At 48.4% G+C, this 14,092-nt stretch carries 15 protein-coding genes; 14 read left to right on the forward strand and 1 reads right to left on the reverse strand.

The annotated features are described in order from the left end of the window. Positions 1–8: 8 nt before the first annotated feature. The 9 genes from NOM90_RS09740 to NOM90_RS09780 all read left to right on the forward strand — a co-directional run bounded on the left by NOM90_RS09740 (position 9) and on the right by NOM90_RS09780 (position 8,767). Complete coding sequence (locus tag NOM90_RS09740; protein WP_255941617.1) at positions 9–1,706, forward strand: glycoside hydrolase family 13 protein; 1,698 nt, start codon at positions 9–11, stop codon at positions 1,704–1,706. Between the two features lie 13 nt (positions 1,707–1,719). Beyond that, the gene (locus NOM90_RS09745) at positions 1,720–2,883 is read left to right on the forward strand and encodes a Yip1 family protein (RefSeq protein WP_255941618.1); all 1,164 of its coding nucleotides are present in this window, start codon (positions 1,720–1,722) and stop codon (positions 2,881–2,883) included. A 46-nt stretch (positions 2,884–2,929) separates the two neighbouring features. Beyond that, a complete protein-coding gene (locus tag NOM90_RS09750) occupies positions 2,930–3,628 on the forward strand; it encodes a YIP1 family protein (RefSeq protein WP_255941620.1) in 699 nt (232 codons plus the stop codon). Positions 3,629–3,891: 263 nt separating this feature from the next. Beyond that, positions 3,892–4,710 (forward strand): AraC family transcriptional regulator, encoded by an 819-nt coding sequence (locus NOM90_RS09755; RefSeq protein ID WP_255941622.1) that lies wholly within the window; start codon positions 3,892–3,894, stop codon positions 4,708–4,710. A 118-nt stretch (positions 4,711–4,828) separates the two neighbouring features. Next, the gene (locus NOM90_RS09760; protein WP_255941623.1) at positions 4,829–5,479 is read left to right on the forward strand and encodes an SGNH/GDSL hydrolase family protein; all 651 of its coding nucleotides are present in this window, start codon (positions 4,829–4,831) and stop codon (positions 5,477–5,479) included. 41 nt (positions 5,480–5,520) lie between these two features. After that, the gene (locus NOM90_RS09765; RefSeq protein WP_255941624.1) at positions 5,521–6,420 is read left to right on the forward strand and encodes an SMP-30/gluconolactonase/LRE family protein; all 900 of its coding nucleotides are present in this window, start codon (positions 5,521–5,523) and stop codon (positions 6,418–6,420) included. Positions 6,421–6,632: 212 nt separating this feature from the next. Next, complete coding sequence (rsmD, locus tag NOM90_RS09770) at positions 6,633–7,211, forward strand: 16S rRNA (guanine(966)-N(2))-methyltransferase RsmD (RefSeq protein ID WP_255941626.1); 579 nt, start codon at positions 6,633–6,635, stop codon at positions 7,209–7,211. Continuing rightward, a complete protein-coding gene (gene coaD / locus NOM90_RS09775; RefSeq protein WP_255941628.1) occupies positions 7,211–7,723 on the forward strand; it encodes a pantetheine-phosphate adenylyltransferase in 513 nt (170 codons plus the stop codon). Before rsmD ends, coaD begins: the two co-directional genes overlap by 1 nt. Positions 7,724–7,738: 15 nt before the next feature. Next, positions 7,739–8,767, forward strand: a complete 1,029-nt coding sequence (locus tag NOM90_RS09780; protein WP_255941630.1) for a SepM family pheromone-processing serine protease — start codon at positions 7,739–7,741, stop codon at positions 8,765–8,767. Here the strand turns inward: NOM90_RS09780 and NOM90_RS09785 are convergent. Further along, positions 8,748–9,992: a nucleotidyltransferase gene (locus NOM90_RS09785; RefSeq protein WP_255941879.1), complete on the reverse strand. Its 1,245-nt coding sequence runs from the start codon at positions 9,990–9,992 to the stop codon at positions 8,748–8,750. The two genes, NOM90_RS09780 and NOM90_RS09785, sit on opposite strands and share 20 nt — an antisense overlap. 339 nt (positions 9,993–10,331) lie before the next feature. Between NOM90_RS09785 and NOM90_RS09790 the strand changes: the two genes are divergently transcribed. The 5 genes from NOM90_RS09790 to NOM90_RS09810 all read left to right on the forward strand — a co-directional run bounded on the left by NOM90_RS09790 (position 10,332) and on the right by NOM90_RS09810 (position 14,069). Continuing rightward, positions 10,332–10,841 (forward strand): YceD family protein, encoded by a 510-nt coding sequence (locus tag NOM90_RS09790; protein WP_255941631.1) that lies wholly within the window; start codon positions 10,332–10,334, stop codon positions 10,839–10,841. 68 nt (positions 10,842–10,909) lie between these two features. Further along, complete coding sequence (rpmF, locus tag NOM90_RS09795) at positions 10,910–11,083, forward strand: 50S ribosomal protein L32 (RefSeq protein ID WP_018975076.1); 174 nt, start codon at positions 10,910–10,912, stop codon at positions 11,081–11,083. Positions 11,084–11,451: 368 nt separating this feature from the next. Further along, the gene (fapR, locus tag NOM90_RS09800; RefSeq protein ID WP_255941880.1) at positions 11,452–12,030 is read left to right on the forward strand and encodes a transcription factor FapR; all 579 of its coding nucleotides are present in this window, start codon (positions 11,452–11,454) and stop codon (positions 12,028–12,030) included. A gap of 24 nt (positions 12,031–12,054) precedes the next feature. Further along, on the forward strand, positions 12,055–13,080 hold the full coding sequence (gene plsX / locus NOM90_RS09805) for a phosphate acyltransferase PlsX (protein WP_255941633.1): 1,026 nt from the start codon (positions 12,055–12,057) through the stop codon (positions 13,078–13,080). Beyond that, positions 13,080–14,069, forward strand: coding sequence for a beta-ketoacyl-ACP synthase III (locus NOM90_RS09810; protein WP_255941634.1), 990 nt, complete (start codon positions 13,080–13,082; stop codon positions 14,067–14,069). Before plsX ends, NOM90_RS09810 begins: the two co-directional genes overlap by 1 nt. Positions 14,070–14,092 lie beyond the last annotated feature (23 nt).

The raw sequence follows: 14,092 nt of genomic DNA on the forward strand, positions 1-14,092 counted from the left end.
TGATTAAGATGAATACGTATTCGAATTCGGAAGCATCTGTTAAACGGGAATTTTGGAAAGAAGCCGTGGTGTATCAGATTTATCCGCGCAGCTTCAAAGATAGCGATGGAGACGGCGTAGGCGATATTCAAGGCATTATTGAAAAACTCGATTATCTCAAAGAATTAGGCGTTGATGTCATCTGGTTATCTCCCGTATACAAATCGCCTAATGATGATAATGGTTACGATATTAGCGATTACGAAGATATTATGGACGAATTCGGAACGATGCACGATTGGGAGCAATTGCTTGCCGGTCTGCATGAGCGCGGAATTAAGCTCATGATGGATCTAGTCGTCAATCACACGTCGGATGAACATCCGTGGTTTATTGAATCGAAAAATAATCCAGACGGGGAATACGGCGATTATTATATCTGGCGAGATGCCCATTCAGATGGAAGTCTGCCGAACAATTGGGAATCGTTTTTCAGCGGGAATGTCTGGGAATATAGCGAAGAACGCGGGCAATATTATCTGCATCTATTTTCCAAAAAGCAGCCGGATTTGAATTGGGAAAATCCCAAAGTCCGTCAAGCCGTTTATAAAATGATGAAATTTTGGCTGGATAAAGGCGTAGACGGCTTCCGAATGGACGTGATCAATCTGATTTCCAAAGTAGAAGGATTGCCTTCTAATGGAACAGAAGAAATTGCCGATGGCAGTATGTATTATGTCGACGGGCCGCGTATTCATGAATTTTTGCGTGAAATGAACGAAGAAGTATTGTCGAATTACGACATGATGACGGTTGGGGAAATGCCGGGAGTTACAGTAGAAGAAGCCAAAAAGTACACCGCGGAAGAACGTAAAGAATTGCAGATGATTTTCCAATTCGAACATATGCGTGTCGATGCAGGTGAAGGCGGTAAATGGGATATTGTACCGTGGACGCTTCCGCAATTGAAAGAAGTGATGCACAAATGGCAAATTGGATTGGCGGATAAAGGATGGAACAGCCTATATCTGAACAATCACGATCAGCCGCGTATGGTATCGAGATTTGGTCATGACGGCGAATATCGTATTCCATCTGCGAAGCTTTTAGGAACCTTACTGCACACGCTCAAAGGCACCCCGTATATTTATCAGGGCGAAGAACTTGGGATGACCAATGTGGCATTCGATACGATCGACCAATACAAAGATATCGAAAGTCTAAATATGTATGTGGAACGCGTGACTGAAAAAAAAGCCGATCCGGATCAAGTTCTCTCGATGATTCAAAGACGCGGACGCGATAACGCCCGGACTCCTGTACAATGGGATGCTACTGAAAATGCTGGGTTTACCAACGGAACCCCGTGGATTGGCGTAAATCCAAATTATACACAGATTAATGCGGAGCAACAGTTGGACGATGCTGATTCCGTATTTCGCTATTACCAGAAGTTGATTGCGCTGCGTAAACAATATCCGATTCTTACGTACGGCGATTATGAATTGCTACTGCCCGATCATGAGCAACTTTATATGTACACACGAACGCTCGGAGAAGACACTTGGCTGATCGTGCATAATTTCTCGACAGAACCGACAGACTTTGACTTGTCATCCTATACAGGAGATCAACAAGCGACGCTGATTCTCAGCAATTATCCAGAAGAAAATGCCGATCTTGCACATTTGCGTCCTTACGAATCGAAAATTTATGCCTATAATTAGGATTATAAATTGATTGGAGCGTGTAACGTTCTCTTTCGGTCATACGTTCAATATACAGAAGCACAAAGAAGCGGCGCGCAGCCAATCAAAATCGGACAAAGAACGGTGGGATAACATGAGCGGAAAAGACGGGGAAAAAGGCAAAGGAGGTCAAGGTAGTTCCGAACCGGAGCAAGGGGGTCTGTTTGGCGAAGGAGGTAGAGCGGACTCAAGCTTGGACCCAACCCTATCCGACGAGTTCGAGCGTAGACGCCACGAATACGAATCACAAAAATTGAAACGTGAAGAATCAGTTCAACCTAACATCCAGATTGAAGACGCTGAACCGCTTCAATCTGTTGATCTTCAAAAAAAGCATGAGCCTGTTGAACCAAACAAGTTTCCCGATGATCGACAGCCTTTGTACGAGGTTCCAGATCCACTTTACGAACCTTTTCAAGATCCGTATGCAAAAGATGTAGATCCTAAAGCAAACTCTTATCGTGATGCCGATCCTTATCTCCATACTCCACCGGGTTTCACGCCTGAACCTGAGTATGAAGAGCGAGTGCCTGATGCCCAGCGAAATCTATCTCCGTGGGTAGGCATCTGGCTATATCCAAGAAAAGTGACACGAGATTTATTGTCAGCGCCTGATTCGCAACGAAATATACTTATACTTGTGCTCATTGCAGGGGTATTAAATGCGATGAATGCGTCAGTCAACCGGAGTATTTTTTGGGGATTTAATAGCGCAGGACTCGCGGCAAATATTTTGGTAGGCGGCGTCGTAATCGGTCTGCTTACCTATTATTTAGGAGCATGGGTTCTCAAAGTTGTTGGGAGATGGCTAGGCGGTGTCGGAACAGTCAAAGAATTACAGATTTTGACTGGACGGATCTACGCGATGTTTACGATCATGATCTCCGTACTTTGGTTGCCTAATTTTGTCCTTCGGATGCTTTCCTACTATGCTCCGAACATGGAGGGAATAGGTATAAGCCTACTGCAACTCTTTTTGATTTTTGGATTGGGTATCGTTCAATTTGTGTTTAATATTTGGGCATTCGTATCGATTGTGCAAGCTACAGCGGAAGTTCATCGTTTTTCTGCCGGCAAAGCTTTTCTGATCTATCTGATTTTGGGCGCGCTTTTGTTCTTTTTGTTTGTGTTTTGGTTGATTGTTGTAATAGCGTGATCGAAAAAGAAAACGAATGTGTGAAGAATGAAAGGATGAAGAGGTTTTGAACGACAATGATCGAAACGACTTAAATTGGCGAGACGAAGAAAGCGGTGATCCCAATCAACGTGATGGACGTTCTCCGTGGTTAGAATTATGGGTGCATCCAAGACAAGTGACGCGGTGGTTTTTACGATCAACAGAACCTTTGAAAAACGCATTGCCACTGGCTTTGCTCGCAGCTGTATTCGGTGCATTCAATACCGCTTCCAGTAGTAATTGGGGCGATGATTCTTCGGTAATCGGTATGATTTTCCGTATTTTGATTACCGGGTTGATCTCGGGTCTAGCCGGTTATTATATCGGAGCGCCTTTGCTCAGATGGGTCGGAAGTTGGTTTGGCGGCGAAGGTACGACAGATGATATGAAAGTCGTGATCGGTCAAATCGCAAGTCGGGCGAGCATTTTATTAGGGTTACTTTTGATTCCGGAATTATTGATTGCGGGCAAAGAGTTGTTTACCTCGGCAACGCCGCAATTGGATGCCGAACCGATACGCGCCGCAGGGCTTTCTTTCTTATTGATCCTTGAAGCGGCTTTGGGGCTTTGGTTATTTATCGTGAGTCTTCAGTCGATCGGCGAAGCGCACGGATTTTCGGCTTGGAAAGCTTTGGCGGTTGAATTGATTTTGATCGTCGCGGCTTTTGTAGTCGTATTCATCTTCGCTATGATTGTACTCGCCGTTTTTTCAACACCATTTTAATTGTATACCTAACCTCAACAGCCCGCGTGCCGAAAATTCGGTATGCGGGCTGTGTCGATTGTGCCGCAAAAGGTTTATTGTATGACAGACCTTATTTAGCAACTTGAAAGTAAAGCAAAAGTAAAAGTAGACGATACATAAGAAATAAAAATGGGATGACGGATCAAAACCACTATAATAAGTGTAAGCTTGCCGGGTAGTGATTTAGAATGCTTAAGTTTATTTGAGTTTTCGCCGTGTTCGGCATTAAAGGGGGTGCAGCAATGCACAAACGATATTTTACGGAATTGAAAGATCAGCCGTTGCCTTTGTTTATGGAAAGTATAGGTTATAACGCGCACCAAGAGTCTTTTGTCAGGCCGCATGGCTATAACTGCTATCATTGGCTACAAACCGTCGGAGGAAAAGGCGAATTTACGATGGGCGGCGTCAAGTATGTGATGGAAACGGGTTCAGGGATTTTACTTTTACCCGGCGAAGCGCATGAATACCGGCCGCTCGAAGAACGCTGGCAGACCTTTTATATAACCTTTGGTGGAGCGCAAGCTGGAGGTATACTCGGAACGCTGGGATTACCTGTTTCTTCTTATTACGGATGGGATGAATCTACAGAACTTGCAGGCTTTGTCCCTTCGCTACTGGATCGGATGGGCAACGAACGTGATATTTCCGGTCTGAGTATTTCGGTGGAAGTGTATCGATTTTTGACATTGCTCAAAAAAGACGGTCGGGTCAACAGTCTTCCTTCCTTATCGCATTCCGTACGTCGTTTAACTCCAGTTCTGGAATTTTTGGATCGGTATTACGCGAATTCGGATATTGGGTTAGAAGATATGGCGGTGCGGGCTGATATTACGCCAAGACATTTGAATACTTTATTCAAGCAAGCTTTCGGCATGACCGCTTATGCGTATTTGATTTTATTGCGATTGCGTAAATCCAAAGAAATGATGACGTTGCATCCGCGAATGACCGTCAAAGAAGTATCAGGATTGGTCGGATTTCGAGATGCCAGTCATTTTGTCGCAACCTTTCGCAAGCAAGAAGGCGTAACACCCGAACAATTTCGATTGCTGCATTAAACAACCTTATTTTGGAAAGCTACAGGAATCGACGATCTACATATCGAAATGGATTAAGCGATAACGTTTAAAATGATGATTAAGATCGATCAGGGGACAGAGGAGATGAATATTCATTATGAAATTAGATCGTCATGACAAATTGCTGATCATCGGAGATTCCGTGACAGATGCAGGACGCGAATACCCGATCGGTTATGGAAATGGGTTGGGTAGCGGTTACCCGGCTTTGGTCGATGGATTGTTACGCACGGGATACCCGGAATTAAACTCGGTTGTGCTAAATGTCGGAATCGGGGGTAATACGGTACGTGACTTAAAAAGCCGTTGGCAAAAAGACGTCCTTGATCTAAAGCCGGATTGGCTATGTGTCATGATCGGCATCAACGACGTTTGGCGGCAGTTTAGTACACCGGAAGTTATTCAGTCTTTTATTACGCTGGAAGAATACGAATCGACATTGCGGGAACTGCTAAGCGCTGTGCAACCGAATGTAAAAGGGCTGATCTTAATGACGCCTTTTTACATGAGCGGTCAGGAAGATCCGATGCGTTCGATGATGGATCGTTACGGCGCCGTAGTGAAACGTATTGCCGGCGATTACGGTGCAGAATTGGTCGATACGCAAGCCGGGTTCGATCGGATGGGACATCATATGATTCAGTCGTCCTTATCGAACGGCTGGGATCATGTCCATCCGAATACGACCGGTCATATGGTGCTTGCGCGCGGTGTCCTGAATGCGCTTGATTTTGAATGGAATCGATAAAAAGAGCGTTATCTATTTTCAAAAACGAGAGGAGCTTGGCGATGAGTGAATGGGCAGGCGTAGAACCGAAAGAAATTACAGATTATCGCGCGACGTTGGGTGAAGGCCCTTGCTGGTTAGAAGACTCGCAGACTTTAATGTGGCTCGATATTGAAGGTCGACAACTCCGTTTTTACAATCCGAGCACAGGTCAAGAAGACGTACATGAATTGAAAGAACGTGCGGGGGCGGCTGTCGGATACGAAGATCGCAAAGTGATTTTGGCTTCGGAAAACGGATTTATGTACTACGATCTGGATACACGCCAAGCTACGGCGATTTCCGATCCGGAAAAACGTGAAGACAATCGGTTTAACGACGGAAAATGTGATGCCAAAGGACGTTTTTGGGCAGGTACGATGAGTCTGGTCGGTAAAGACGGCCAAGGCAGTTTTTACCGGATGACTCCGGATTTGTCTGTGCAAAAAATCTTCGGCGACGTATCGACGTCAAATGGACTGGGTTGGAGCCCGGATCAGACGGTCATGTATTATATCGACACAGGTACAAAAAACGTGCAAGCGTTCGAATTCGATCTGGAAACCGGTGAACTTGGAGCAGGGAAAGTTGTGGTTTCTTTTGAAAACGAAGAAGGCTGGCCTGACGGAATGACGGTCGACGCTGACGGCAATCTCTGGATTGCGCATTACGGTGGCGGGCGTGTCAGCCATTGGGATCCTGTCGGCGGTGTGAAGCTCGGTGAAATATTATTGCCGGCTCAAAATGTGACTTGCTGTACGTTCGGCGGAGAAGATTACGGAGATCTGTATATTACGACGGCGTCCGATGGTGTTTCCGATGAAGACTTGGCGAAATTTCCGCTAAGCGGCGCTTTGTTCGTATGTCGTCCGGGGCCAAAAGGTCAGCCGGCATACAAGTTTGCTGCGGATGTTCAAGCTTAATCCAATAGATCATCGTGTTAAAATTCAATAAGATTGCGATTCGTAAAGAGTAGCGGTGCAGCCCTTGTTTAAAGGCTGCGCCGCTTTTTTCATGAAGCTTGGAAATTGCGGTACGGTCAGCAATCCGATGATGTTACTCCTTGATCGGTTGTGTTACGATAAGACAAGCCGATGATGAGGCATAGCACATAGATAACAGGAGGATTTGAAGCGTGAGAGTCGTAGCTGGGGAAGCCAAAGGAAGACCCCTTAAAGCAGTGCCGGGCAATGGAACGCGTCCGACAACTGATAAAGTAAAAGAAGCGATCTTTAGTCGAATCGGGCCTTTTTTCGATGGAGGAAGTGCGCTTGATTTGTTTGCCGGAACCGGCGGGCTTGCGATCGAGGCATTGAGCCGCGGAGTAGAGCGTGCCGTATTCGTAGACGCGGACGCCAAAAGTATAGAAGTGATCCGCACCAATCTCAAAGCGACGAAGTTCGAGAATCGCGCGGAAGTGTATCGCAATGATGCAGAGCGTGCACTCAAAGCTTTGAGTAAACGGGAAACGCCTTTTGACCTGGTGTTTCTTGACCCGCCTTATCGGATGAAAAACGGAGCCGAACTCTTGCTTCTTATGGAAGAATATCAGCTGTTGCAACCGGACGCAGTGATTGTGCTGGAATATGAATCTTCTTATGAGTATCCCGAAACATTCGGTGGTTTTGTATTGCGAAGAAAAGCAGTCTATGGAGAAACAGCAGTCTCGATCTACGATTGGGAACCCCCTGCTAAGGAGGACTTGGACATCTAATGGAAACCGTAGAAAAAAAAGAACGGATCGCCGTATATCCGGGGAGTTTCGATCCGGTTACTTTAGGGCATATGGACATTATTCACCGCGCCGCCAAGCAATATGATCGGCTGATTGTAGCGGTGCTCAACAATACAAGCAAAAGCCCTTTGTTTACGATTGAAGAACGCGCTGATTTACTCAGACAAGCGACAGCCGATATTCCGAATGTCGAAGTCGATGTATTCCGCGATCTGCTTGTGAATTATATGGATCAAAAGCAAGCGCAGGTGGCGGTACGAGGCGTTCGTTCGGTGACCGATTTTGAATATGAACTTCAGATCGCGACAACAAACCGCAAATTGAACGAAAATGTAGAAACGATCTTTATGATGACGAACCCTCTGTATTCGTATTTAAGCTCCAGTGTAGTCAAAGAAATTGCCCGATTCGACGGCGATGTCAGTGAATTGGTGACGCCTGAAGTTCGCCTTGCGCTGAAAGCAAAATTACACGGAGAATCATCGCAATAAAGGAGATGAAGAGCATTGCCGCGATTAACGCGCTTTCGGACTTTAGCGTATATACTCGGTCTGGTTTTGCTTGTGTACGTCGTGATCTATATGCCGACGTCTTATAAGATCGAACGACCCGGTAGTGCCGAAGAAGTGAAACCTATGGTTTCGGTAGTCGGCGCTGATCCTGAAGAACGTGGAACTTTTATGATGACGACGGTCTCGGTCACGTATGCGAATCTAGCGTTGCTTGGTTTATCGTGGTTTGACGACAATGCGGAAGTTTCCAAACGCGATCTGGACCAAAGTGACGACGAGTACCGGATCACGCAACAATATTATATGAATTCTTCGCAAGCTTCTGCGATTGCGGCGGCTTATCGGGAAGCGAAGATTCCGTTTAAAGTTAAAACCGATTATGTCTTTATTACGAGTGTGCCGAATCAAGATCCGCAGCAAAAAGAATTTATCGCGGGAGATCGGATTCAAGCGGTAAATAAGCACTCGATTACTACGCTTGAAGATTTGCGGCAGACGCTGGAAACCTACAAAACAGGCGATCAAGTCGAAGTGACGCTTGAGCGTGCAGGCAAAGCTGTGACGCAATCGGTAACCTTGATCGATATTCCGAATGAAGACGGTACGACGCGTCCGGGATTTGGGGTGTCGACCGGTGAAGTGCTGCGGATCGATCCGGATCGTGAGCAAGACGAAGTGAAATTTACGCAGACTCAAGTCGGCGGTCCTTCGGCGGGATTGATGTTCACATTGGAGATTTATAATCAATTGACTCCAGGCGATCTGACGCGGGGGTATCGTATAGCCGGTACGGGTACGATTAAATCGGACGGTACCGTCGGAGAAATCGGCGGCGTACAGCACAAGATTGTAGCCGCCGAGCGTAAAGGCGCCGAAGTCTTTTTCGTACCAGCAAGCAACTACTCGGTCGCGAAAAAGAAATTGGATGAAACGGGCGGAACGATGAAGTTGATTTCCGTAAAAACGTTAGAACAAGCGTTAAATGATCTTCAAAATTTGCCGATCAAGAAGGATTCCAAATAATCGGCGGCTGATAATAATCGGCATAGATCTCTTGGATATGAGGTTTGGCAAAAGCGGAAGCATGTACGGCAGACGCCTGAATATCAAGCTGAAGCTGCGGATGATCGAAATCCGCGGCTCGCATGACGATCGGGAGTTTTGCCGTTTTTTTCATGGTTTTGAGCAGTTGCCTGCCTTTGGGCGAAAAGCCGAGTACGCGAAGATATTGCGGGCCTTGAGCCAGTGTGCTTTGCTCAAACAGAGCGCCGCGATGATTGAGCAGGGCGTGCACGAGCAGACGCTGCAAGCGGGTGCGCGTATAGCGCTTGGTCTTGATCGCGGCGAGCAGCGATTCGACGTTCCAGTTGTCTAGCCGCGGCAAAGCGGCGGCGATGCGGTGCTCCAAGCCCTCGCTGACTTCGGGTACGAGGGCAAGGTCTTGCGGCGCGCGCGTCATCAGCGCGGCGAATAGAGGCTGCGCCAGCGCCTCCCAGCCGGACGCAAGCAGGCGACCGGCGCTCGCTTCGCGTCGCAGCACGCGTAGCGATGCCGCAGGCAGGTACGGCGCGGCATCTTCGATGCCGCCGCTTTCGCGCGCCAGCGCCGCGCGAATCGCGGTCGCGCTGGCGATCTGACCGCCAGCGGGCAAGCCGGCGTCGTGATAGCCGGCTTGTTCGCGCCGCACGGCAAGCGGCGCGATGTCGCTCGCGAGCGCGTGCAGCGCTCGCACATAATGCAATCCGAGCGTATCGTTCGGATTGCTCAGCAAAGCGGCGGACTGCTTCCCGCCGCTTTGCTGCGACGCCGCCTTCGCGTAGGCGGCAGGGAAACTCATGCCTTCCGCCAAGGCATGAGAAAGCGCTTCTTGCATAGCGGGCGAAGGTTCGCCCTGCATCCGCGAAGCCAGCTTTTGCAGCGGCTCGACCTCGCCGCTCTCGCTGCCGAAGCAGACGCTATTTACGACGCCTGTGGCGTCAAGCAGCGACACCGCGCCGAAGGCGAACCACTGCGCGGATTGCACCGCGTAAGTGATCGGCAGTTCAATAACCAGATCGACGCCAGCAGCCAGCGCCATCTCCGCGCGAGCGCGCTTGGATAGCAGAGCAGGCTCGCCTCGCTGCATAAAAGCCCCGCTCATCACTGCGATTGAAGCTTCCGCACCGGAAGTTTGCAGCGAGCGCTCCAAATGAAGTTGATGCCCGTTATGAAACGGATTATATTCGACGATCAATCCGACCGTTTTCATCAAAAGATCAAGTCTCCTCTCTTAACAAAGCAGGATTTATGTGGTAGAATAAAACTTCGTCCGGGACATTCCCGGGTTGTTTTTTTACGTCGCGAACGAATATGCTGGATATTGTGAATCCAAGAGACACATTCCGACCGTTATAGAAGCTGTGTGGAAAGCTTTTGACGGCAAGCACTTCTTTTAGCTTACACGCGTAAACGCTTCGGGGAAAGAGCGAAAAATCTCTGTAACCCGCGTCGCGCGCCGAAAAGGGCGTAAATGAAAAATACTTGACTGACGGTTGACAAAACGTGAGTGAAGTCGATATAATAACTTTGTTTGTTTGGAGTGGTGAATATGCGTCTGCATTTAGGCAGAACGATTCAAAACGGCGAACCGGTTCGTTTGAACGGCTCAGTGCCAATTGAACGGGCGATCGAAGGTCGATCGGATGTGATTTCTGCTTCTCCTGTGCTTGCCGAACTGACGGCAACGCCGTCGCTAGATGGCACGGTGGGTGTGAGCGGAACGCTTACGGCGCATTTGGACATGGTTTGCTCGCGCTGCTTGGAGAACGCTCATATCGAATTGGAGATTCCATTCGAAGAACGTTTCAAACTGCGTGAAGAAGACGAAGCTGACCTTGAAGACGACGAAGACATGATCCTCGCGGACGACGACGTGATCGAGCTTACATCTTACCTGGAAGAATACGTGACGCTTGGCGTACCGAGTGCGCCGCTGTGCAAAGAGGACTGCAAAGGACTCTGCCCGACTTGCGGAACTAATCGGAATGAGACAGATTGTGGCTGCGACAATACGGTAATCGACCCTCGGCTTGCCGGGCTCAAAGATTTCTTTAAGTAAGCTCGCAAGTTATGGTATAGTAGCATCCGGCTTTCGAGTCGGTTGACTTGAATAAGGAGGTGTTAAACATGGCAGTACCTCAACGTAGAACGTCTAAAACGCGCCGCGACAAACGTCGTACGCATTTCAAATTGGCGGTGCCGGGCATGGTGAAGTGCGAACAATGCGGAGAGCTGAAATTGGCTCACCACGTATGCAAAGTTTGCGGAACTTACAAGTCCAGAGAAGTTATTTCCCAATAATTCTCAAACAAAAAGTCTCGCCTAACGGCGGGGCTTTTTTTGCGTTTATTAAGATCTTGATTAAGACGTAAATGACATAAGAAAAATCGATAATGCTCGTTTTGACTTTCTTTTTAAGACAGAATGATTTATACTAGAAGTTAGTACCAGGTTCTAAAAGCCTTTGCGAAGGACCTACATAAGAAGCGCACACGATTGCGCGGCCTTTTCAAAGCAAGCATCAAAGGGGAAGCTGCCCGCTAGCGGGAGCATATAATCGGACTTAGATTGTCGCTTGAACTTCACTTGGTGTGAGTTTTAAGCGACAATTTATCATTAGGCGGTTTGCGGAAACCGAAGGCGCGATAAGCGTCCTTCACAAGGAGGAGATCGGCATCGAACGTTTACCCAAACGTCAGCGTCAACAAAAACTTGTCGAGCTGATCGATGAAAATCCATTCGTGACCGACCGGGAATTGACTCGACGCCTTAAAGTGAGTATCCAAACGATTCGCCTTGACCGAATGGAGCTTGGAATACCGGAGCTTCGTGAGCGAATGAAGTTGATGGCGGAACGATCTTACGATCAAGTGCGGTCGCTGGCTGCCGAAGAAGTGATCGGGGATATTATCGATCTTCAGTTAGACCGAAGCGGCATTTCGATTTTTGAAATTCGCGAAGAACATGTGTTTAGCCGTACGCAGATTGCGCGCGGACATCATATTTTTGCGCAAGCCAATTCACTTGCGGTGGCAGTGATTAATGACGAGATCGCGCTGACAGCTTCGGCAGATCTGCGTTTCGTTAGACCGATTCATCTCGGTGAAAAATGTATAGCCAAAGCTTATGTGCGTACAAGCCCGGGCAAAGCCTGGAGAGCCAAAGTCGAAGTGCTTTCCTATGTCGGCGAAGAAATGGTGTTTCAAGGAAACTTTATCATTTACCGGTCCGACGACAAGAACCGGTAATACGGTCATAAGGAGGACGCGGAAATGATTATTGCGATAGACGCGATGGGCGGCGACCACGCGCCAGAAAGTACAGTAGCAGGAGCGCTGGAAGCAGCTAGCGAGTGGAGCGATATTACGATCAAGTTGATCGGAGAAGAATCGAAGCTTGCGCCGCTGGTCGGTGAAGGAAGACCGAACGTACAAATTATTCATGCCGGAGAAGTCATTTCGAGCGACGACGAACCGGTAAGAGCCGTGCGCCGCAAAAAAGACGCTTCGATGGTCGTAGCCGGTCGTATGGTGAAAGAAGGCGAAGCCGATGCCATGATCTCTGCCGGTAACACCGGTGCATTGATGACAGCCGGTCTTCTCGTCGTCGGACGCATGAATGGCGTAGAGCGCCCGGCGCTTGCTCCAATGATTCCGACGCTTGATGAGAGTGGGCGCGGTACGCTTGCGCTTGATCTTGGTGCCAATATGGATGCCAAGCCCGAACATTTGGCGCAATATGCGCTGATGGGAAGTCTGTACCGGGAAAAAGTACACGGCATTCATCATCCAAGAGTGGGATTGTTGAATGTCGGCACCGAACCGGGCAAAGGGAACGAGCTGACGAAAGCGGCATATCCGCTCATCGCTGAACTCCCGATTAACTTTGTCGGCAACGTTGAAGCTCGGGATATTTTGGACGGCGTCTGCGATGTACTGGTCTGCGACGGTTTCGCCGGAAATATTTTGTTGAAATCGCTTGAAGGCACAGCGGGTGCAGTCTTTAAATTACTTAAACAAGAACTTACTTCTTCGTTTAAAGCGAAAGTCGGTGCCGCTCTTGTGATGCCGCAACTTCGTGGTCTGAAATCGAAGATGGATTATAAAGAACATGGCGGAGCGCCGCTGCTTGGATTGAACGGTCTTGTGATCAAAGCACACGGTTCGTCGGACGCCGCAGCGATCAAAAACGCGGTGCGTCAAGCGCGAACAGCGATTGAAAGTCGCTTGGTTGCGAGTATTTCCGAAAGTATGGAGCAGGTAAATCAGCAAATCAGCGGGAAGAGAGTGACAGATTAATGAAGAATTTACGACCGGTCGGCGTAATTGGAGCCGGCAAATATGTACCGGAACGTATTTTGGATAATGCAGAATTGGAAAAAATGGTGGATACCAACGACGAATGGATCGTCAGCCGTACCGGTATTCGTGAACGTCATATTGCTGCGCCCGAACAAGCAACGTCTGATCTGGCTTACGAAGCTTCGATTCAAGCTTTGGCTGCTGCCGGCATCAAAGCCGAAGAATTGGATCTGATTATCGTCGCGACGATCACACCGGATACTTCGTTCCCTTCAACCGCTTGTATTTTACAAGATAAATTAGGCGCGAAAAAAGCGGCGGCATTCGATTTAAGCGCAGCTTGCTCGGGCTTTGTCTATAGTTTGGCAGCAGCAACCGGATTTATCCAAAATGGCATGTACAACAATGCTCTTGTGATCGGCGCGGATACACTGTCGCGCATTACGGATTATACAGATCGCAATACCTGCGTACTGTTCGGCGACGGCGCAGGTGCGGTTGTACTTGGTGAAGTTCCGCAAGGTCGCGGGTTCCAATCGTTTGATCTCGGCGCAGAAGGCGCAGGCGGCGATCAACTCAAATTGCCTGCTGGCGGTTCGCGTTTACCTACATCGCCGGAAACATTGGATGCGAAGCAACATTTCATTTATATGAATGGTCGCGATGTATTTAAGTTCGCGGTTCGCGTTATGGGTACAGCTACCGAAGAAGTACTTCGCAAAGCCGAAATGACCAAAGACGATATCGATTTGTTTATTCCGCACCAAGCGAATATCCGAATCATTCAATCGGCAATGCAGCGTCTGGATCTGTCTGAAGATCGGGTCATGATCAACGTTGATAAATATGCGAACACTTCAGCAGCTTCGATTCCACTCGCGTTGGTAGAAGCTTACGAACAAGGACGCATTAAAGAAGGCGACCGCGTCGTGATGGTCGGATTCGGTGGCGGGCTGACTTGGGGCGGCGCGGCATTAATCTGGTAAAGCGAAATCAACGGAAGCGAGGA

It is taken from the genome of Saccharibacillus sp. JS10, assembly GCF_024436065.1.
Taxonomy (GTDB): Bacteria; Bacillota; Bacilli; order Paenibacillales; family Paenibacillaceae; genus Saccharibacillus.

Excerpts from the sequence above, each read along its gene's own strand:
- NOM90_RS09755 (WP_255941622.1), top strand. The coding sequence starts at position 3,892 with ATGCACAAACGATATTTTACGGAATTGAAAGATCAGCCGTTGCCTTTG.
- rpmF (WP_018975076.1), top strand. The coding sequence starts at position 10,910 with ATGGCAGTACCTCAACGTAGAACGTCTAAAACGCGCCGCGACAAACGT.
- NOM90_RS09740 (WP_255941617.1), top strand. The coding sequence starts at position 9 with ATGAATACGTATTCGAATTCGGAAGCATCTGTTAAACGGGAATTTTGG.
- NOM90_RS09810 (WP_255941634.1), top strand. The coding sequence starts at position 13,080 with ATGAAGAATTTACGACCGGTCGGCGTAATTGGAGCCGGCAAATATGTA.
- NOM90_RS09765 (WP_255941624.1), top strand. The coding sequence starts at position 5,521 with ATGAGTGAATGGGCAGGCGTAGAACCGAAAGAAATTACAGATTATCGC.
- NOM90_RS09760 (WP_255941623.1), top strand. The coding sequence starts at position 4,829 with ATGAAATTAGATCGTCATGACAAATTGCTGATCATCGGAGATTCCGTG.
- NOM90_RS09790 (WP_255941631.1), top strand. The coding sequence starts at position 10,332 with ATGCGTCTGCATTTAGGCAGAACGATTCAAAACGGCGAACCGGTTCGT.
- NOM90_RS09785 (WP_255941879.1), bottom strand. The coding sequence starts at position 9,992 with ATGAAAACGGTCGGATTGATCGTCGAATATAATCCGTTTCATAACGGG.
- plsX (WP_255941633.1), top strand. The coding sequence starts at position 12,055 with ATGATTATTGCGATAGACGCGATGGGCGGCGACCACGCGCCAGAAAGT.
- coaD (WP_255941628.1), top strand. The coding sequence starts at position 7,211 with ATGGAAACCGTAGAAAAAAAAGAACGGATCGCCGTATATCCGGGGAGT.